Genomic DNA, 19,669 nt, shown 5'->3' on the forward strand with positions numbered 1-19,669 from the left:
GCCCTATTCTTTTCTACTGTTTAGATCCGCAACAAATCTTAAATTTTTTACCACTACCACATACACAAAGATCATTACGACCAATATCTTTATATGGGTTGATCTTCTGAGCTTTGCTGCCCTGCAATGCTTCGTCAGCCGCTTTTGCGACTTCGCTAATCATCAGGTTCAGTTGAGGTAGCAAATCAGATAAAGCCGGCGGCGCTTGGATACCAGCCTCAATCATTTGCTGCTGTGTCGCCTCTTCATCAATAGCAAGCATCAAGGTTGTCAATAAACCTTGCAACATGCGTACCGTACCGTCAGAAAGCTCTCCAACCTCATTCCAACCATTTTCAATGACAGGCCACACGGTCATAAATCCTTCAGCAAAATCAGCCAACTCACTGTTCTGACCGTGCTCGGTATCGAAAAGCTGAGCAACATCATACTCACATGCCATTAAACGCGCATATTGTTGTTGAAAATGATGAGTCATCGAAGCTTCTGCTTGCGGTTTATCCAGTTCAACTAAAGGCGCAATCCAAGTTTCAGGCGCTAAAACTTTCGGTGTCATATTCGCCGCAAGTATTGCCCCCTCGATAAACATTGGAGTGTATTCGGTATTTTCTAAGTTGATATTTTCAATTAACTGCATTTAATGCTCTTTCCCATTCTTAATGGTTTTAATTACCGGGTAGTTTAACCACTTGTCGTAAACCTGCCAAATAACTTCCCTAAACCCCGAGAATTATTACCGCCTATAGCCAGTGACAATAGAAGCTGAACACTCTACAATCTCGCCCCTATTATTTTATTGTTCTGGAGAAAACCATGCGTGTCGTACTTGGCCCGATGGAAGGTGTACTTGACCATTTAATGCGAGAATTACTCACAGATCTCAATGATTACGATCTTTGTGTCACGGAATTTGTACGTGTTGTCGATCAACTATTACCAGAACATGTTTTCACCCGTTTGTGTCCAGAACTATTTCAAGGTTCAAAAACTCGTTCTGGAACCCCTGTTAGATTGCAGCTATTAGGCCAAAACCCAGACTGGATGGCCGAAAATGCAGTTCGTGCGGTAGAACTAGGCTCTCAAGGCATTGACCTCAATTTTGGTTGCCCAGCAAAAATGGTCAACAAAAGTAAAGGCGGCGCAGCACTACTTCAACACCCTGAATTAATTTATCAAATCGTAAAAGCCTGTCGCCAAGCTGTTCCTAGTGAGATCGTGGTTTCAGCCAAGATTCGTCTTGGTTGGGAAGACCCTCAAGATTGCTTTGAAATTGCCGACGCAATACAACAAGCTGGTGCAGATGAACTTACCGTACATGCGCGCACGAAAATGGGAGGGTACAAAGCCAGTGAGATTAAGTGGGAATATATCGAGAAGATAAAACAGCGTAGTCAAATACCTGTCATTGCCAACGGCGAAATTTGGAGCTATCAAGATGGGCAAGCTTGTCTTGAACAAACAAAAGCAGACGCTTTAATGGTATGTCGAGGTGCGTTTAATCTACCCAATTTGGGAAATGTAGTGAAATACAATGAAAGCGCAATGCCATGGGAACAAGTGGTGGATCTTATGCTCAACTACTCTGAGTTTGAAATCGAGGGGGATAAAGGCCTGTACTATCCTAATAGAATCAAACAATGGCTTTCGTATCTACGCCATGAGTACACTCAAGCCGATGACCTATTCCGAAATATCCGCCGATTTAATAAAGCCCAACCTATTGTGGAGTATATTCGCTCTATTCAACCTTAAGCTTTTAATCGGTTAAATTACCACCTTATTCTTACCCGAGTTTTTAGCCGAATAAAGCTTATTATCTGCGTCTTTTATCAGATCTTCCAAGCTGGTATTGTCACTTGTTAAGCGAATCGTAAATCCAGCTGAAATGGTATAGCCTTGCTCAATCACTTTTGTTGCAGATAAGCCAATTTCAGTTTGAATGCGTTGAATCGCCTCTATCATTTTATCGGCATTAACACCTTGCATGTACACAACAAACTCTTCCCCCCCAAAACGAGCGACCACATCGGTTGCACGAGTATTACGATTCAAACAGTTAGCTACCGCACAAATCACATCATCGCCAACATCATGGCCATAAGCATCATTGATCTTTTTGAAATCATCAATATCAAAAATAGCTAATCCTTCATATTTTTGCTGTTCAAAACTTTTATAAGCAACTTCGAACCCTCTTCGATTAAGCAGCGAGGTCAAAGGATCACGTTGTGATAAATCTTTAAAATGTCGTTTTTCGCTCGTTATTTTTATATACAGAAGAGCAATGACCATCACTACATATAAAATAAATAGCATGAGAAGGGAGGCCATTCGATTGACAAGAAAACTATGTAATTCGTGTGACCATTGCCAATTAAAGTACATTAATTGATTGGTTTTTACCCCGTCGATCCTGATCGTACTAGGCATCCAAGCATTCGCGGGAAGAGTTGCATTAGTCAAATTTAAAAACTTAACCCTTTCACCGACAGCAGAACCCTCGCTATATAGCTTGGAGACTAAAACATCCAGTACTACGACACCGCGAAATTCATTTTCATCAAAGAGGCCAGCTGAAATAATTAAGATATTTTTTCCTGTGGAAATATCTTTCACAGGACCATTAATACGCAGAGCACTAATACCACTTTGTGCTTCTTGCCAATATTCACGTTGTTGAACAATGCCTACCGCATCCTGATGCATATCCTCAATTAAATACGCAGGAGAAGCAATTAAGTACCCTTTCGGTGATATGTAATATAGGCCTAAGATGTAATTTTCGATTCCATTGATAAAAGAAAAATTCGGCGCGAGTACCAATTTGCTCTCTATATCTTTGTATAATTCTGATTCAGGATTACAGGCCTGTACATACCCTTTTGCGGCATAATCAAGCTGTAAAACTTTTCTGGCATCCGCACGATAAGCGGATTGAATTTGACGCTGAGAAGGTGACCATTCGCACAAACCATCCTCACCAATCTTTTGGACATGATGTTGCGATATAACCTGATGATTTTCTTCATCAGAAAAGTACAACGAGAAGCTGTAATTCATGCCACTCAGTAACTTAACTGAATGTTCAAGGTTTCTAGTGATGTTATTGTATTCCGAGTTCAGATCATCACCTAAACCCTTTGCATAGCCAGTGATAATAAACGCTAATATTGTCAATGAGAGAATGAGTGGTACGAAAAAAACCACTTTTAATGTTAAGCGTGTGCGATAAACCATTGAATATGAAGAAACCTTGACTAATACGAATAGAAACGATGGGTTGCAAGTTTACACTATAATGAGATTGTTGTAAGAAAAAACGCCTAAAACCAAGACTTAAAAGTGAAGGCAAAAGGCGTTATTGAGCTGGCATTAAGACATAATCTAAAAAGTAAGTTTAACCAAGTAACAGGCTATCATCCGACAATTCCTCTCCTCTCACCCTGCTAAACATTTCCAATAAATCAGCAACTTGCATACCTTGACGTTTATCACTTTCAACATCGAGTACAATTTCACCTTGGTGCAACATGATGGTTCTATCTCCACAATCTAAAGCATCCTTCATCGAATGGGTCACCATCATTGCTGTGAGATCAAACTCTTTAATCACCGTTTTGGTTAAATCAATCACAAAAGCGGCCATGCGAGGATCGAGTGCAGCAGTATGCTCATCAAGCAAAAGGAGTTTACTTTCAGATAGCGTCGCCATAATAAGGCTCACCGCTTGACGCTGCCCGCCTGATAGTAATCCGATATTATCCCCCAAGCGATCTTCTAACCCTAAACCAAGGATACTGATACGCTCTTGGAACAATTTACGCCGCTGACTCGTGAGTGCCACTGTCCAGCTTCTTCGCTTACCACGCATATAGGCAATCGCCATATTTTCTTCAATGGTAAGATCGCCACAAGTGCCGGCTAATGGATCTTGAAAGACTCGCGCACACATGTTGGCTCGCTGATCGACAGAGCGTTTGGTGACATCGACATTATCAATGACGACACTGCCACCAATCATTGGCGTTTCTCCAGTCACTGCGCCGAGTAATGTAGACTTACCTGCACCATTCGAGCCAATGACCGTCAAAAATTGGTGTTGAGGAACATTCAGCGATACTTTTCTTAACGCCTTATTCTCAAGCACCGTACCAGGGTTAAATGTCACCTCAATATTTTTGAGTTCAATCATAATGCCCCCTTCGCAGCACGCTTTGCTTTCATGTTGTTTTTTATCTTCGGTGCAACCAATGCGATTGCAACTAAAATCGCGGTGACTAAATTTAAGTCCGATGCTTGCATACCAAACATGCCAGTATTAAGCGCAAATTGAATAGCAATACGGTAAATAATTGAGCCAATAATCACAGCAACAACAGCGACCCAAATCTTACGACTCGGGAGCAAGGTTTGACCTAGAATGACGGCCGCTAAGCCAACGACGATCGTGCCAGCACCAGATGTGACATCCGCAAAGCCACTGGTTTGAGCTAAAACTGCCCCTGCAAATCCCACTAAACCATTTGAAAGTGCCAAGCCAAAATAAGTATAAAAACCCGTGCTCGCGCCTTGGGCGGAAACCATGCGTGCATTAACACCAGTTGCACGCAATGCAAGCCCAAAATCACTATTAAGCAAACGGATAATCAGCATCGCAGAAATAATCACGATAATCGCAACCGCTAGCGGACGAATAAATAGTGCACCACCAAGATAATCTAATGGCGTAAAAATGGTCTCTTCACCGAGTAAAGATAAATTAGGACGTCCCATGATGCGGATATTGATTGAAAAAGCCGCTAACATCGTCAAAATTGACGCCAATAAGTGCAATATCCCACAACGTACCGCAAGAAAAGCGGTGACTAAACCACTTATCCCTCCGACAAGAAATGCCATTGCTGTTGCAATCCACGGATTAACACCGGAAACCAATGCCGCCGCCGCAACCGCTGCGCCCATAGGAAAACTGCCATCAACCGTTAAATCAGGAAAGTCTAAAACTCGAAAGGTCAGGTAAACACCTAATGCAACTAAGCCATAAACCAAGCCAAGTTCTAAAGCGCCATAAAAAGCAAAAGCAGACATACATACTCCCTCGCTGCTTAATATTATCGCTATTAAAGTAGCGATAATAAAATTCTCCAATTCAATTTGGAGAATAAAATACATAGTACAAAGCGAGTAAACGGATGCTTACTCGCTCTATCAACACTCTTACTTTTTAAATACTTGAGCGCGGTCTAAAATAGATTGCGGGATCTCAATGCCTAATTTATCAGCAGATTGTTGATTGATAATCAGATCAGAAGCCTTTGCGACTTTGACTGGTAGCTCATTTGGTTTTTTACCTTCCAAAATGGCTGCAACGTAATCTGCCGTTTGTACTCCGACTTGATAATAATCTGCCCCAAGGCCAATTACCGCGCCACTTTCAATATAAGTTGTTGAAGCGGCAAAAACTGGCTTTTTCGCTTGGTTAGCCGCGGCAACCATACCATCAATAGCACTCGCAACCGTGTTATCAATCATCGCATAAATCACATCCGATTTTGCAACGATAGCTTGAGTCGCCGATTGAACGTCAGCGCTTTTCAATGCTGTACTTTCGACAATTTGAACGTTACGCGTTTTTGCTTCTGCTTTGAGTAAGTTAATCAATGCAACCGCATTTGCTTCACCAGGGTTATACACGACACCAATGGTCTTCAGATTAGGAAGTAGCTCTTTCATGAGATCAATGTGCTGCCCAACTGGCGAAAGATCGGAAAGTCCGGTTATGTTTCCTGATGGGTTATCAAGGCTTTTAACTAGCTTAGCTTCTACCGGATCCGTCACTGCGGTAAATACAATAGGAATATTTTTGGTGGTAGCCGCTAATGCTTGAGCAGAAGGAGTCGCAATCCCAACTAATACATCAGCGCCCTCACCGACAAATTGACGGGCAATCTGAGAGGCAATCGCAGGGCTACCTTGAGCCGTACGATATTCAAATTCAAGGTTTTTGCCTTGTTCGTATCCCTTAGCTTTTAAACCATCCATTAATCCATTACGTGCTGCATCAAGCGCAGGATGTTCTACGATTTGTGAAACGGAGACTTTATAAGTCTCAGCCATTGCACCTGTGGTGGTAAGTAGTGCCGCACTGGCAAAAATTGCAGTTGCGAAAAGTTGTTTTGCTTTCATCTTGACTCCTTGATTCAGCAATAAAATGTTGTGTTTATTTATTATTAAAATATCCAGACAGTTCCTTCCTGCCATATACCCAAAGTAATTGAAGATGCAGTGAGGCGACAAGTGAATGAGGCCCCATGAGCGTAGCTCGCCTATGACTTTCTTTAATAAAAAGATAGGGGGTGAATGAACGCCGTCAACAAAGCTGCACCTTCAAGTACGAAGGGAATAGATATATTCTTACCAGTTAATCTATATAAAAGGAAGTAACAGATAACAAAATAACAACAAAGCCCTAATAACTAATTATTAGGGCTTTGATTTTGTGAACAGCCGGAGGGTTAAGGTTTAAAACCAACGCTCTAAAGCGCTTTCATCAAGTTGACGAAACGCTCTTTTAAGCATGGAAGCCAATTCTTTATAACGCGGGTTAGATTTGATTGGTTCTTGGGCTGCGCCAGATTCCGCGACCTTCTGATATAACTCACGATACCAATTAGCCAAACTCGGTGGTAAAACAGTATTGGAACGCGTGCCCAGCCACCAGATTCCTTGTAATGGTAGGCTAACAGCAAACAACGCGATGACGATAGCTTGTGGCATAGCACCATAGTTTTGTAGGCTCATTTGCAATAGCACACTCATCGCCGCTACCGCAGGCATGGCTTTAATGCCAAATTTGGTTGCTTTTATTATGCGTTGTTCAGGAAACATCGGCGCAAGCTCTTTACGAACCGGCCAAAGATCCATGTATTGCTGTCCATCTTTAAAACGGTGAATGAAACCTTTTTGACTCATAAGTCCTCCCGCCACTAAAATAAAGCAACAAAAAATCAACAAAAACTGCAATAAAATTGACTAAAGTTAATATTCATTAAAAATTTTTTGTTATCTTAGGATATAATCGTTATCCTTTGCGCACTTTAATAGTCTCTGTTGCTTGATTACATAGCAAACTGAGAATTGTGTCGCATAACTCAATTTTACCGTCTTTATTTTTTATGCCAACAAGCATTCAAAAGTAAGGCATCTTTAAAGAATAATACGTTGATCCCCGATTGTCGTCTATTCTTGAAATTGTTTTATTTCATTACAGTCATTTTTTGAACGAATACAGGTATTCACTCATGTCAAAGCTAGTCCTAGTTTTAAACTGCGGTAGTTCTTCACTAAAATTTGCAATCGTTGATGCGGAATCTGGCGATGAGCTTCTAACCGGCCTTTCAGAATGTTTAGGTCTTCCAGAAGCACGTATTAAATGGAAACTAGATGGAAAGCATGAAGCTCAACTTGGTAACGGTGCTGCGCACGCTGAAGCACTGAAATTTATTGTTGATACTATTCTTGCTTCTAAACCAGAACTAAGTGAAGGCCTTGGTGCTATCGGTCACCGCGTTGTACATGGCGGCGAGAAATTCACCTCTTCTGTATTAATTGATGATTCAGTAATGAAAGGTCTCGAAGATTGCACAACACTTGCACCTCTTCATAACCCAGCCGCTATTGCAGGTATGGAAGCAGCAAAAATCGCTTTCCCAGGCTTAAAAAACGTAGCGGTATTTGATACTGCGTTCCATCAAACTATGCCTGAAGAAGCGTACCTATATGCACTTCCTTACAACCTATACAAAGAAAACGGTATTCGTCGTTACGGTATGCACGGTACTTCACACCTATTTATTACTCGTGAAGTAGCAAACCTACTTGATAAACCAGCAAACGAAGTGAACATCATTAACTGTCACTTAGGTAACGGTGCTTCTGTTTGTGCAATTAAGAACGGTGAATCTGTCGATACTTCAATGGGTCTAACACCATTAGAAGGTCTAGTAATGGGTACGCGTTGTGGTGATATCGATCCTGCTATCATTTTCCACATGCACGATGCGCTTGGTTACTCAATTGACCAAATCAACACTATCTTAACCAAAGAGTCTGGCCTACAAGGTTTAACTCAAGTGACTTCTGATTGCCGCTTCGTTGAAGAGAACTACCAAGACAAGCCAGAAGCCGCTCGTGCAATGAACGTATTCTGCCACCGTCTTGCGAAATACATTGCTGGCTACACATCAACACTTGATGGCCGTCTAGACGCTATCGTATTTACTGGTGGTATCGGTGAAAACTCTGGTCCAATCCGTGAACTCGTCCTAAACCGTCTTGGTTTATTAGGTGTTGAAGTTGATAGCGCGAAAAACCTTGAAGCTCGCTTCGGCGGTGAAGGTGTGATTACAACCGAAAACAGCCGTGTACCAGCAATGGTTATCTCAACCAATGAAGAATTGGTTATTGCTGAAGACACAGCACGCCTAGCTGGCCTTTAATACTTCACAGGCTAACCTTGCGTTAGCCTGTTTTCTTTTATGGCTGTGTATTTTCTACTCAGTCACTTTCAATAGTTAGAGGAAATAATTCTATGTCTCGTACTATTATGCTTGTTCCTATTAGCGCTGGTGTTGGTCTAACTAGCGTGAGTTTAGGCGTATTACGCGCTATGGAGCGTAAGGGTGTAAATGTTTCGTTCTTCAAGCCAATCGCTCAACCTCGTAGCGGCCATGATACTCCTGATCTAACATCATCAATAATCTCAGCTAACAGCGATATGAAAGTTGCAGAGCCAACGGCAATGTCGGAAGCTGAGTCTTTGATCAGTAATGAGAAAATGGACGTACTTCTTGAGCAAATCGTTGAGCGTTATAACTCAATCAGCAATAGCTCTGAAGTTGTGTTAATTGAAGGTCTAGTACCCACTCGTAAGCACCCTTTTGCGAACCAAGTGAACGCAGAAATTGCCAAAACACTTGGCGCTGAAATTGTTTTTGTAGCAACACCTGGAACTAACAACCCTGCGCAATTGAAAGAGCGTATTGATGTTGCTTGTTCAAACTTTGGTGGCACCAAAAATAAATCAATTTCTGGCGTAATCATCAATAAATTAAATGCACCGGTTGATGAAGCGGGTCGTACTCGTCCAGATCTTTCAGAAATTTTTGATGAAGCTGCAAAAACGGCTCAAACCAATATCGAAGTGATGCAAATTTTCAACTCTAGCCCAATTCGCGTGCTAGGTTGTGTGCCTTGGAAAATTGAGTTAATTGCCACTCGTGCTATCGATATGGCGAAGCACTTAAATGCTGACATCATTAATGCAGGTGAAATTAATACTCGCCGCATTAAGAGCATCACTTTCTGTGCACGCTCTCTACCAAACATGATTGAGCACTTTAAACCAGGCTCATTACTGGTAACTTCAGCTGACCGTCCAGATGTTATCGTTGCGGCTGCACTCGCTTCAATGAATGGCGTTGAAATCGGCGCGATCTTACTCACCGGTGGTTACGATATCCCAGCATCAATTGCTGAACTATGTAAACCTGCATTTGAAGCTGGCTTGCCAATCTTCAAAGCACAAGGTAACACATGGCAAACGTCGTTAAACCTACAAAGCTTCAACCTAGAAGTACCGGCTGATGATAAAGAGCGTATCGAATTCATCAACGATCACGTAGCAAGCCACATTGACGGCCCTTGGATTGACTCTCTATCTGAAGGCACTCAAGGCATTCGTCGTCTAAGCCCACCAGCGTTCCGTTACCAGCTAACTGAATTTGCTCGTCGTGCAGGCAAACGTATCGTCCTTCCTGAAGGTGATGAGCCACGTACTGTTAAAGCAGCGGCAATCTGTGCTGAACGCGGTATCGCAACCTGTGTGCTTTTAGGTAACCCTGATGAAATCCGTCGTGTTGCCGCTCAGCAAGGTGTTGAGCTTGGCGCTGGCGTTGAAATCATCGATTCAGAAAAAGTCCGTGAAAACTACGTAGCACGTTTGGTTGAGCTACGTGGCGCGAAAGGCATGACGGAAGTTGTGGCTCGTGAAAAACTGGAAGATTCAGTATTCCTAGGCACGATGATGCTAGAAGCTGGCGAAGTTGACGGTCTAGTATCAGGCGCGGTTCACACCACGGCTAACACTATCGTACCTCCGTTCCAAATCATCAAAACGGCACCGGGTGCGTCTATCGTATCTTCAGTGTTCTTCATGCTACTGCCTGACCAAGTATTGGTATACGGTGACTGTGCGATCAACCCAGATCCAAATGCAGAACAACTGGCTGAAATCGCAATTCAATCTGCAGATTCAGCGAAAGCGTTCGGTATTGATCCACGCGTTGCGATGATCTCATACTCTACTGGTACATCGGGTAAAGGTGCAGACGTTGATAAAGTACGTGAAGCCACTAAGATCGCTCAAGAGAAACGTCCTGACCTAGTCATCGATGGTCCTCTACAGTACGATGCCGCTATCATGGAAAATGTGGCCGCTTCTAAAGCGCCTAACTCTCCAGTAGCCGGTAAAGCCACTGTATTTGTATTCCCAGACCTAAACACCGGTAATACAACTTACAAAGCGGTACAGCGTTCAGCAGACCTCGTCTCTATTGGTCCAATGCTTCAAGGCATGCGTAAGCCTGTTAATGACCTGTCTCGCGGCGCATTGGTGGACGATATCGTTTACACCGTTGCATTAACTGCAATTCAAGCGGCGCAAGCAGAACAAGCTTAATAAGCGATTCGCTGTAAGCTAAAACGAACAATCCCCGTTGATGAAAATCAGCGGGGATTTTTTTGGCGGAAGTCTCTTAGCTCAAATCACTTAGTGGCATAATTTCAGATAAGAAAAAGTATATTGACGCCATACTCGTTTGTTAGGTTAATTTTCGTCTGGGTAACGCTTTACGTTTAAAAGTTCGCACGCATTGCCAAGGCTAAAGTTTTGATTGAGAAAGACAAGATTAAAACACCCAGCGATAGTACGAGTTGATGGATACTTGATTGCATCAAACCCTGCATACTTTGCACAATCAGCGACAAACCTTGAAAACAAATACTGGGGCTTGTACTGCCCTTCATCGTTGTGCTTTGCGCTAACTAAAGCTGAATAGACCATAGTATCGAGCATATCACTATGCTGTTCGTGGTTTTCGTACGTAGCAGTTAAATCGAGGATTTTCATTGGTTGATTTACACAAATTTCAGCCATATAGCATGGAATCTTGCGCATTTCTTCATAACAAGTACGCATGTCACTACCAAGGTAAAATGCAGGTAAACCAGAATGGTTATACCTACCCTCTGAAGCAAATGCTTTTGGAGTAACATCGAACTCCTTTGGTGCAACCTCAGTGATTTGAGATGCAGCTCTTGCTCGATACAAAGGCTGTGTAATTTCTGTAGGAACTGCGTTTTCAGCTAACTCTTGAATAGCTTGAAATACTGACTCTGCAAACTCATGCTTAAGCATCACAAAGGGCGACTTATGCGCAATTTCCATAAGCTCATTTAGGATATCTTCGAAAGAATCAACAGGCATAAAAGGTAGTTCATAAGGATAGAATCCACCTTTCAACTGCTCTCCACACCTTGGACAATTGACTAACTGCATAAACTTTAAATAATCTTCTGGTGTATAGCACTCTCTAAGTCTGGTTGACTCATAAAAATGGTCGATATCCATAACATTGCTTTGAAAGTCTATCGCATTTCCAGCATTTGGCCATGCTTTTAGAAAGTCATCAACACAGAGGTCACAACAAGCTATATCCGTTGAAAACCAAGAATCGCATTCAGATAAAAATAGGTCTTCTATTCCGTACATATCCAGCTCTTCAAGCTGTTCTCTTTCTTCAATTGTTAACATAACATCCCATTAACCTAACGCCTCGTTAATGGGCGAAAAATAGTTGGCTAAAATTAGCGACGAAGGAGCAAAAGCCAACTGTTTTTTGTCCTTTTAAACGACTTGTTATATTTACAATTCGATCATATCCGCGATTTGATAACCAAGGTTGGTAATTCTAAATACTTCACCTTTATGGCCACGATCTTCAATTAAATCTTCATTCTCAAGCTCTTGGATAGCGGATTTCCAGCGAGCTACCTCTCTAGGCTCTTGTGAGGAAATTAAGTTTTTCCCATTTGTTTGAACGTCATCTCCCCCCATATAACTGAGAGACATAATTGTGCCGCCACTATCGAGGCTAGCTTCTTTAAGTAATATACGTGCTTCGTTTGATAGTGAAGGAATTGATGTGTTTGATTCTACTATTTCGTTTTGAGGTAAAAATGAATCACTAACGTCAAATTGAAATAAAGCGTGTTCATTAACTTTAAGTTGAAGGTGACGGTAAAATTTTTCTTTGAAATCAGAGTGGCTATCATAACCTTCATATAGACCACGAGATTGACAAGATTTTTTAAATTTACTCAGTTCAGAATATTGGTCGGGGTCAACGGTATCCATTACGACGGGCTGACTGGAAAAATAGAGCATTGCGGGTTTGTCAGCCGCAATATGTTTTTCTATTTCTTCAACAGTTCCACTAGCGTACTCAGTGGTGGCTGTACCAATACGAGTCCAGAAAACACCGACGAGGAAGTCACACTTGTCTAAGATTTGATTATTTATAATTTCTTGAGGAGACGCGCCCATTTCTGGAGATGAATGAGATTCCCACCCCACAGGTAACAAAACAATATTTCGTGACTTCGAATGAACAGCGTTCCATTCATAAATCACATCACGAATGATCGTTCTTTCAGACGCTACATCTCCTGGGGAAGCAATCATCACGTTGAATACTTTAGCTTCGTAACTCATAACCTGAACTCTCCTTGTAAATATAACGCAGAGTGCAGCTGCATTTTGGTTGGTGTGGAGTTTTGTGTAAAGTGGCGAAGCCACACACAAAACGGAACACCGACCAAAATGTCAGCTGGCACGTATTGTTAGGGCTGGAACTACAATGGATTTCCATTAACATCTCGAATGATTAAACTCTGATTCATGCGAGCCATCGCGTCTGGATTACTTTGAATATCTTCTATGAAACAAGCAATACCATCAATTACATCGCGGCAAAAAATATCAACCTGTAGCTGTAGAGTATCGTTGAATTGGTTCTTATGCACCGTCCATCCATTCGGTGGAACAACGAATTGAAACGACTCTAGAACCTCCCTAGCTCTTTGGTCTGTAATATTTTCTCGCCCTTCGTGTAAAAAAGCACACCTCAACGCATAGCAGTCGCTTCCGGATAAAAATATATGCTCTTCTCGACGCTCGGTTGCCTCCCTTGTGTATTTCTCTAGCAGGTACTTTTCAAACCATGCAATATATCTGTTTTTAGATCCGGAATTAGGATCTAGTAACCAACCACATATATCTGGGGCGGATAAAGCAACTGCCAGTGCAGCATAATAATTATTCGTTTCTAAAGATTTCTCTATTGATTGAATAAAGTTATTCATATGGTTGCCCTAACAGTGTATTAGCAAGAAACTCGAATAAACCCGAAGATTTTTTCAACACGTTCACTGCTAATCAATTCATTTATCACCATAAGATACTCTAATGATGCATTTTTAAAAGCAATTAGCCGATTTTATGCAATGTAGAAAGCGAGAACTGGGTTTAGCGAGCCAATTGTTACAGTGATGAACGCACCAAAAATTAAAAATATCACTAATTAACAATAGGTTATGACTTAGTTTAATAAGCACTATCTAGAAAATAGTTCTCGCTTTCACGCAACGTTTCTTAAAAAACGAAAAATGGCATTATAACTGTATAAATATACGGTATGAGATACCCACTCCATTGGTGCTTTCAAATATTTGGCTGTAAACCTTGATGCCATGTATTGTTCCTTGGTAAAGGGAGGGAGTTATTGGTGATCGCTTGTTGTTTAATGGTATCTGCATAAAAAACACTTTAAATATTCAACTCATGGTAAGTCGATTCCGGCTCTCGCTTAGGCTTGGCTGGAATGACGAACTAATAATATACAGTGGATTTTGGCTAAGTATTGCCACTCCAAGCGGAAAAGATCAACTCTTCCCCTTGGTAGGTAATGTCACTTGGCAGTAGAAGTCGATATAAGGGGAAGCTGGATGGGGTTGGTTACTCCGAACTATTTTAGGGCAAAATAGGCTTAAATATTTACACCGTCATCCCCAGAATGACAACTTTTGAAAACATTAACACGGTGTAATACCAGATGAATTTGAAGAACAATCCACCCACTCGTTCTGACTACGCTTTAAGCAATAAAAAAGCCAACGAATTTCTTCATTGGCTTTCTCTTATATTACTTAACTAAATTAGATTAAGAATTGGTTTGAATCCCGACAATCAACCAAGGTGCATTGTTCGCCACTAAATCACGCTCTAAATGCCAAACTTCATCGATGTCTTCTTCAATGCCTTCTACAGAATCACGGTAACGACCAGTAAATTGAATGCTTAACTGCGCTTTCGAAGCATCATACTCACCACGAACAATCTCAGCATCAACGTACATGACATCGGTATGTTGGTCACCTTGAAGTTGCGCACGTTCCGCTTTCAATTCTTCGAACAAACTTGGAGTAACGTATTCTTCAATCTTGTCTAATTGATTAAAGTTCCAAGCGCCTTGTAGTGTGCGGTAATGCTCACGAGAACCTTCGACAAATGCAACACGGTCAAAACCTGGAGGGAAGTTATGCGGAACATCAGATTGCCCTGTTGCACCGAAACCACCAGAAGATTGAGGTTGTTCGAAGTTTTGTACATTCGGTTGCTCAAATTGCTGACGATTCATCGCACCTGAATACGCTGCTTGAGGCCCTCGATTCATTGAACCTTGTTTTGCTCCCATCATGCCGCGTAAGAACTTAAACGCGACAAACGCGATCAAACCCATAATAAGAATATCGAAGAATTGAATGCCTTCAAAACCACCGCCCATGAATAAAGAAGCAAGTAGACCACCAGCCAACAAACCACCTAGCATACCGCCCATCATGCCTCCACGACGAGTATTAGTTGCATCCGGCTTTTTGTTTAACGTATTGGTATTTTGCACATTCTGTTTTGGTGCTGGTGCAGTTTTAAAGCTTTTCCCGAAAGACTTACCACCACCGAAACGTTTTGCTTCAGCGATAGGCGCGGTTACCATTGATACCATAATCAATGCAACCATGACGAAAAGTCGGTTCATAAGATCCCTTTTATATTAATAAGTAAAACTGAATTCATCATAGCGGTAATACGCAAGGTGTACACTACTGCTATGTTTCAGAATATTGCAATCATACATATTCATTACATGGATTGCTTAAAATTAACTAGGATGGTGCACGGAACGGTGATATTTCGAGCAAATAAAGGATCAGTGAGTATTATAAATGACAAACTTACTTACAAATCGAGTTGTATCCAAACCATGAATAACGCATATTTAGTTTTATCAACTAAGGCTAAACGCTTAATCTCAAATTTTGCTTATCGAATTTGATCACTTCACCATGATGTTTCAAGGACACAGATGAATAACAAGCCGATTATCGAACCTATTTTTCTTTCAAGGCGCTTCTTCCCCTATTTCGTTACTCAATTTCTCGGTGCCTTTAACGATAATATTTATAAAAATGCACTCTTACTGTTTGTGGCTTTTGCGAGTGTTGATGAACTCCCAATGTCGAGTACTTTATTTATTAACCTCGCGGCAGGCTTGTTCATTTTGCCATTTTTTCTTTTTTCTGCCAGTGCTGGGGTATTAACGGATCAATGTGAGAAATCAACACTGATTCGAATGGTTAAATTAGCGGAAATTATCATCATGTTTTTAGGTGCGGTGAGTTTTCTCACTCACAGCTACATTGCATTATTATTTTTATTGTTTCTTATGGGAGCTCAATCTGCTTTTTTTGGCCCAGTAAAATATGCACTGTTACCGCAGCACTTAAAGCCTCAGGAGTTATTAAAAGGTAACGCGTGGGTCGAAACGGGGACTTTTCTCGCAATTTTACTAGGGACGATTGGTGCAGGCTTTATTGTTGCAGCCCCCTCGGCTTACTCTATTACTGCGTTTGCTGTTGTTTCTTTTGCTCTGCTCGGTTTTCTCTCAAGCTTATTTATCCCTAAGGCAGAATCAACATTATCATCGGTAAAATTTGAGTGGAAGCCGGTACTGCATACTCGCCAAACACTGAGTTTAGTGAAACAGCATAAAACTATTTACGCTTCAATTATTGCCATTAGTTGGTTCTGGTTTCTTGGCGCTAGCTATTTGACCCAATTCCCAAACTTTACGAAACATTATCTGCATGGCGATTCGACTAGTGTGTCTTTTTTATTAGCGCTATTTTCTATCGGCATTGCGCTAGGTTCATTACTCTGTGCCAAATTATCTCATCAAAAAATCAATTTTAGTTTGATGTTATTTGGCGGTTTTGGCATCAGTGTATCCAGTTTGCTGCTTGGGTTAGCGACGCCGCAAAGTTCAGAACTCATAACCATTTCAACCTTATTTACTTCAACGCACCTCTACCCCGTTTTCATCGCTTTATTAGCACTTGGGATTTGTGGCGGCTTGTTTATTGTTCCTTTATACACCCTCATGCAAACATTGGCCTCTGCGCAAACTCGCGCTCAAGTCATCGCAGCCAATAACATTTATAACGCACTGTTTATGGTTGGAAGTGCCATCATGGGTATCATTTGCCTCAGCTTGATCGGTTTGTCTATCCCGCACTTTTTCATTTTATTAGGCTTACTAAATCTTGCTGTGATTGGCTACTTAAAGCGCTTTTTTGGAAAAGAGGATTAATTTAGGCTCTGCGTGGCGAACTCAATCAATAGTTAATAAAAACAAAACGATTAGTTTAAAATATCAAGACTTACTTAACCTGATGTTTCCGGTATGCTTGCGGCTTAATTTTGACATCTTTTAGGTTTGTTATGGTTTCTTATATCCGCAATTATGGTTTGTTTGTTCTTGGTGCGTTAGCTTGCTTTACACCTTGGGTCAGCTCACCGATTGCTTTAACCTTAGGCTTCTTACTGACGAGCTTTGGTTTTGTACCCCACACAATTCCTGTCACCAAAATCACCAAAAAATTACTGGCCTATTCGATTGTTGGCTTAGGCTTTGGGATCAATATAGATCAAGCGATTCACGCGACTGAACAAGGATTTGGAATTATTGTCACCAGTATTTTTTGTACTTTATTTATTGGTACGTTACTGGCGAAAAAGATGAAATTAGATAGGGAAACCGGACACTTAATTGCATCAGGTACCGCAATTTGTGGTGGTAGCGCCATTGCCGCTGTCGCGCCTGCGATTAACGCGAAAGACCAACCGGTTGGCATGGCTTTAGCGGTGGTCTTTGTTCTAAACTCAGTGGCGCTATTTTTATTCCCAGTCGTCGGTCACGCACTGGGTATGAGCCAAGTGCAGTTCGGTACTTGGGCGGCGATTGCGATTCATGACACCTCATCGGTAGTCGGGGCGGCACAAGCTTATGGGGAACAATCCCTGCAAATTGCTACCACCTTAAAATTGGCTCGTGCATTATGGATTGTGCCGGTTGCCTTCTTAAGCGCGATGATGTTTAAAAGTGAAAGCAAGAAGATCACGATTCCTTTCTTCATCATCTTTTACTGTGCAGCGATTCTATTCTGTGACCAAGTACCACAGTTTTCGAACATTTATCATTCCATTTACAGCGTAGCAAAACAGACTTTGGTCTTGTGCTTATTCTTAATTGGTTGTGGTATTTCCGTTGGTAAACTCAAAGAAACCGGACCAAAACCAATGATCTTTGGTGTGGCACTATGGGCGATTATCTCTATAAGTTCTCTAACTTATATTATGGCGCACATCCAATAAGCATCATTATGGTAATTTAGACATGAGGCTCAATCTGGGCCTCATTTCTTTTTACCGCTTGTTTACTTTTTAGTGCCCAAACGATCACCACAGCAAAAGCAGCTAGCTCAGCTAAAGCCGCGAAGACTCCGCTTGAAATAATCGATACGCCCACTAAAACAATCACAGATAACACGACAAGTAATTTACTCATATTCATCCTTAAATACGTTAACGATGAATTAAGTATGCAGGCTTTTCGCTCAATCAATAAATTCTGTTTAGTGCTATTAAATAACTATTATCACTATAACCAAGCGATTGAATATAGTGTTGCGATAGGTGCAATCACGCAATTTTATGCGCGATTCAGTTGTCGGTAGTAGTTTTTAAGGTCGGCGCGTGAAACCTTAATTCCGGTATTCATCAAGCTATCCGGTAACCGATAATAAGCATCTGGGCACTTAAATTTATCTAAGTGTTTTAATAAATACGCTTGGTAAGCACTAGGGTCTAATTTTTCAGTCGTATCAATAAACGCCACCGGCCTTTGCCCATATTGCTTATCTTCCACTGGAATAATAAAAACTTGTTTGATCGAAGGGTGACGAATTAAGACGGCTTCGATTTCTTCACAATGAATATTCTCACCACCAGAAATAAACTGGTTATCGGCACGACCTAAAATAATGTATTCATCGGGCTTACCGGCTTGTTGGTAGCATTGCCCGAGATCTTTAGTATCAAACCAAGGCTGATCGTCAGTTACCAACGGCGTAAGTTTTCCATGGTGTAAATAGCCTGAAGCTAACGTTTCACCCGCGACATAAATTCGGCCATCTTGCAGTTTGATTTTGCGAAAAGGCAGTAATGCACCCGCGCTTGGGCTGCCATCGACTTGCTTGGCAATAACGGTTGAGGCGGTTTCTGTCATGCCATAACCGAGCCAACACTCAATCCCCTGCTCGCTTGCTCTTTCGGTAAGCGGTAATGGAATATGCGAACCACCGAGTAAAACACGTTTTAATGGAATGGGCTGGCCAGAATCGAGCAACCGTTGTAATTGAACGGGCACGAGTGAAGCATGCGTCACTTGTTGAATATCAGATTGCAAATCGCCGCTGCCAATAACCAACTTGGCCCCTTTAGCAAGCCAACGCCAAATAATAGAAAGGCCTGAAACATGATAAATTGGCAAGCTTAAAAGCCAAGCATCTTGAGCGCCAAATAAAAACGATTGAGTAATGCCCTGCGCGCTGGCTAAGTGATGTTTAATCGCATGCACAACCGCTTTAGGTACACCTGTTGAACCAGAGGTAAAGACGATACTGGCGTATTGGTCTAAATCGATATGTTTAGCGGCAACATTTACTGCTAAATGCTTAGGATTGGTATTTGTATCTGCCAAAGTAATGGATAAACGAGGAATATCCAACGCGCTAGTATCAAACTCGTTAGCACCAAACGTCTCGGTGGCATTCGATAACCAAACAAACTGAGCTTGAATAATATCTAACTTTTGATTTATCGCGGCAATCGGTTGAGGCGGCATCAATGCACACAGTGCTCCCACTCGAAGTGAGGCTAAATATAACAACACCGCTGCAAGGTCATTTTTACTGATCACAGCAATGATATGACCTTCAATCACACCTTGTTCTTTCAGTTGCTCTGCTAATTGTGAGACTTGTTTATCGAGCTGTTGCCAACTATACGTCACATCAGATGAGGTTAAAGCCACCTTGTCAGCGCTAGCCATACACCATTGTTGTATCAGATCCACGTCAGAGCTCCCTGGAT

16 protein-coding genes and 1 pseudogene are annotated in these 19,669 nt (G+C 41.7%); 5 read left to right on the forward strand and 12 right to left on the reverse strand.

Annotated features, from left to right (window positions below):
* Positions 1-13 precede the first annotated feature (13 nt).
* Positions 14-637: an SEC-C metal-binding domain-containing protein gene (locus VRUMOI_RS08115; protein WP_089140210.1), complete on the reverse strand. Its 624-nt coding sequence runs from the start codon at positions 635-637 to the stop codon at positions 14-16.
* Positions 638-813: 176 nt separating this feature from the next.
* On the opposite strand from VRUMOI_RS08115, the gene dusC reads away from it, so the two are divergent.
* Positions 814-1,752, forward strand: coding sequence for a tRNA dihydrouridine(16) synthase DusC (dusC, locus tag VRUMOI_RS08120; RefSeq protein WP_089140209.1), 939 nt, complete (start codon positions 814-816; stop codon positions 1,750-1,752).
* 12 nt (positions 1,753-1,764) lie between these two features.
* Here the strand turns inward: dusC and VRUMOI_RS08125 are convergent, their stop codons facing one another.
* The 5 genes from VRUMOI_RS08125 to yfbV form a co-directional block, all read right to left on the reverse strand.
* The gene (locus VRUMOI_RS08125; RefSeq protein WP_089140208.1) at positions 1,765-3,237 is read right to left on the reverse strand and encodes a sensor domain-containing diguanylate cyclase; all 1,473 of its coding nucleotides are present in this window, start codon (positions 3,235-3,237) and stop codon (positions 1,765-1,767) included.
* A 160-nt stretch (positions 3,238-3,397) separates the two neighbouring features.
* Positions 3,398-4,192, reverse strand: a complete 795-nt coding sequence (locus VRUMOI_RS08130; RefSeq protein WP_089140207.1) for an ABC transporter ATP-binding protein — start codon at positions 4,190-4,192, stop codon at positions 3,398-3,400.
* Positions 4,189-5,088, reverse strand: coding sequence for an ABC transporter permease (locus VRUMOI_RS08135; protein WP_089140206.1), 900 nt, complete (start codon positions 5,086-5,088; stop codon positions 4,189-4,191). Before VRUMOI_RS08135 ends, VRUMOI_RS08130 begins: the two co-directional genes overlap by 4 nt.
* Before the next feature lie 129 nt (positions 5,089-5,217).
* Complete coding sequence (locus VRUMOI_RS08140) at positions 5,218-6,186, reverse strand: ABC transporter substrate-binding protein (RefSeq protein WP_089140205.1); 969 nt, start codon at positions 6,184-6,186, stop codon at positions 5,218-5,220.
* Positions 6,187-6,522: 336 nt separating this feature from the next.
* Positions 6,523-6,972: a terminus macrodomain insulation protein YfbV gene (gene yfbV, locus VRUMOI_RS08145; RefSeq protein ID WP_089140204.1), complete on the reverse strand. Its 450-nt coding sequence runs from the start codon at positions 6,970-6,972 to the stop codon at positions 6,523-6,525.
* 329 nt (positions 6,973-7,301) lie between these two features.
* On the opposite strand from yfbV, the gene VRUMOI_RS08150 reads away from it, so the two are divergent.
* Both VRUMOI_RS08150 and pta read left to right on the forward strand, forming a co-directional pair.
* Positions 7,302-8,498: an acetate kinase gene (locus VRUMOI_RS08150; protein ID WP_089140203.1), complete on the forward strand. Its 1,197-nt coding sequence runs from the start codon at positions 7,302-7,304 to the stop codon at positions 8,496-8,498.
* 92 nt (positions 8,499-8,590) lie between these two features.
* The gene (gene pta, locus VRUMOI_RS08155; RefSeq protein ID WP_089140202.1) at positions 8,591-10,738 is read left to right on the forward strand and encodes a phosphate acetyltransferase; all 2,148 of its coding nucleotides are present in this window, start codon (positions 8,591-8,593) and stop codon (positions 10,736-10,738) included.
* Positions 10,739-10,885: 147 nt separating this feature from the next.
* Here the strand turns inward: pta and VRUMOI_RS08160 are convergent, their stop codons facing one another.
* The 4 genes from VRUMOI_RS08160 to VRUMOI_RS08175 form a co-directional block, all read right to left on the reverse strand.
* Positions 10,886-11,872, reverse strand: a complete 987-nt coding sequence (locus VRUMOI_RS08160; RefSeq protein ID WP_089140201.1) for an RES family NAD+ phosphorylase — start codon at positions 11,870-11,872, stop codon at positions 10,886-10,888.
* A gap of 111 nt (positions 11,873-11,983) precedes the next feature.
* The gene (locus VRUMOI_RS08165) at positions 11,984-12,832 is read right to left on the reverse strand and encodes a DUF4062 domain-containing protein (protein ID WP_089140200.1); all 849 of its coding nucleotides are present in this window, start codon (positions 12,830-12,832) and stop codon (positions 11,984-11,986) included.
* A 140-nt stretch (positions 12,833-12,972) separates the two neighbouring features.
* A complete protein-coding gene (locus tag VRUMOI_RS08170; protein ID WP_089140199.1) occupies positions 12,973-13,482 on the reverse strand; it encodes a hypothetical protein in 510 nt (169 codons plus the stop codon).
* 857 nt (positions 13,483-14,339) lie between these two features.
* On the reverse strand, positions 14,340-15,215 hold the full coding sequence (locus VRUMOI_RS08175) for a Tim44 domain-containing protein (protein WP_089140198.1): 876 nt from the start codon (positions 15,213-15,215) through the stop codon (positions 14,340-14,342).
* 327 nt (positions 15,216-15,542) lie between these two features.
* On the opposite strand from VRUMOI_RS08175, the pseudogene VRUMOI_RS08180 reads away from it, so the two are divergent.
* Both VRUMOI_RS08180 and VRUMOI_RS08185 read left to right on the forward strand, forming a co-directional pair.
* A pseudogene (locus VRUMOI_RS08180) lies at positions 15,543-16,799 on the forward strand (MFS transporter); the annotation flags it as partial.
* Positions 16,800-16,957: 158 nt separating this feature from the next.
* Positions 16,958-17,890 (forward strand): YeiH family protein, encoded by a 933-nt coding sequence (locus tag VRUMOI_RS08185; protein ID WP_089140196.1) that lies wholly within the window; start codon positions 16,958-16,960, stop codon positions 17,888-17,890.
* Positions 17,891-17,906: 16 nt separating this feature from the next.
* Here the strand turns inward: VRUMOI_RS08185 and VRUMOI_RS19220 are convergent, their stop codons facing one another.
* A complete protein-coding gene (locus VRUMOI_RS19220) occupies positions 17,907-18,083 on the reverse strand; it encodes a hypothetical protein (protein ID WP_162598352.1) in 177 nt (58 codons plus the stop codon).
* A gap of 144 nt (positions 18,084-18,227) precedes the next feature.
* Positions 18,228-19,652, reverse strand: coding sequence for an o-succinylbenzoate--CoA ligase (menE, locus tag VRUMOI_RS08190; RefSeq protein ID WP_269459966.1), 1,425 nt, complete (start codon positions 19,650-19,652; stop codon positions 18,228-18,230).
* Positions 19,653-19,669 lie beyond the last annotated feature (17 nt).

The sequence above is a fragment of the Vibrio rumoiensis genome (genome assembly GCF_002218045.2).
Taxonomy (GTDB): Bacteria; Pseudomonadota; Gammaproteobacteria; order Enterobacterales; family Vibrionaceae; genus Vibrio; species Vibrio rumoiensis.

Excerpts from the sequence above, each read along its gene's own strand:
- VRUMOI_RS08115 (WP_089140210.1), bottom strand. The coding sequence starts at position 637 with ATGCAGTTAATTGAAAATATCAACTTAGAAAATACCGAATACACTCCA.
- dusC (WP_089140209.1), top strand. The coding sequence starts at position 814 with ATGCGTGTCGTACTTGGCCCGATGGAAGGTGTACTTGACCATTTAATG.
- VRUMOI_RS08125 (WP_089140208.1), bottom strand. The coding sequence starts at position 3,237 with ATGGTTTATCGCACACGCTTAACATTAAAAGTGGTTTTTTTCGTACCA.
- VRUMOI_RS08130 (WP_089140207.1), bottom strand. The coding sequence starts at position 4,192 with ATGATTGAACTCAAAAATATTGAGGTGACATTTAACCCTGGTACGGTG.
- VRUMOI_RS08135 (WP_089140206.1), bottom strand. The coding sequence starts at position 5,088 with ATGTCTGCTTTTGCTTTTTATGGCGCTTTAGAACTTGGCTTGGTTTAT.
- VRUMOI_RS08140 (WP_089140205.1), bottom strand. The coding sequence starts at position 6,186 with ATGAAAGCAAAACAACTTTTCGCAACTGCAATTTTTGCCAGTGCGGCA.
- yfbV (WP_089140204.1), bottom strand. The coding sequence starts at position 6,972 with ATGAGTCAAAAAGGTTTCATTCACCGTTTTAAAGATGGACAGCAATAC.
- VRUMOI_RS08150 (WP_089140203.1), top strand. The coding sequence starts at position 7,302 with ATGTCAAAGCTAGTCCTAGTTTTAAACTGCGGTAGTTCTTCACTAAAA.
- pta (WP_089140202.1), top strand. The coding sequence starts at position 8,591 with ATGTCTCGTACTATTATGCTTGTTCCTATTAGCGCTGGTGTTGGTCTA.
- VRUMOI_RS08160 (WP_089140201.1), bottom strand. The coding sequence starts at position 11,872 with ATGTTAACAATTGAAGAAAGAGAACAGCTTGAAGAGCTGGATATGTAC.
- VRUMOI_RS08165 (WP_089140200.1), bottom strand. The coding sequence starts at position 12,832 with ATGAGTTACGAAGCTAAAGTATTCAACGTGATGATTGCTTCCCCAGGA.
- VRUMOI_RS08170 (WP_089140199.1), bottom strand. The coding sequence starts at position 13,482 with ATGAATAACTTTATTCAATCAATAGAGAAATCTTTAGAAACGAATAAT.
- VRUMOI_RS08175 (WP_089140198.1), bottom strand. The coding sequence starts at position 15,215 with ATGAACCGACTTTTCGTCATGGTTGCATTGATTATGGTATCAATGGTA.
- VRUMOI_RS08185 (WP_089140196.1), top strand. The coding sequence starts at position 16,958 with ATGGTTTCTTATATCCGCAATTATGGTTTGTTTGTTCTTGGTGCGTTA.
- VRUMOI_RS19220 (WP_162598352.1), bottom strand. The coding sequence starts at position 18,083 with ATGAGTAAATTACTTGTCGTGTTATCTGTGATTGTTTTAGTGGGCGTA.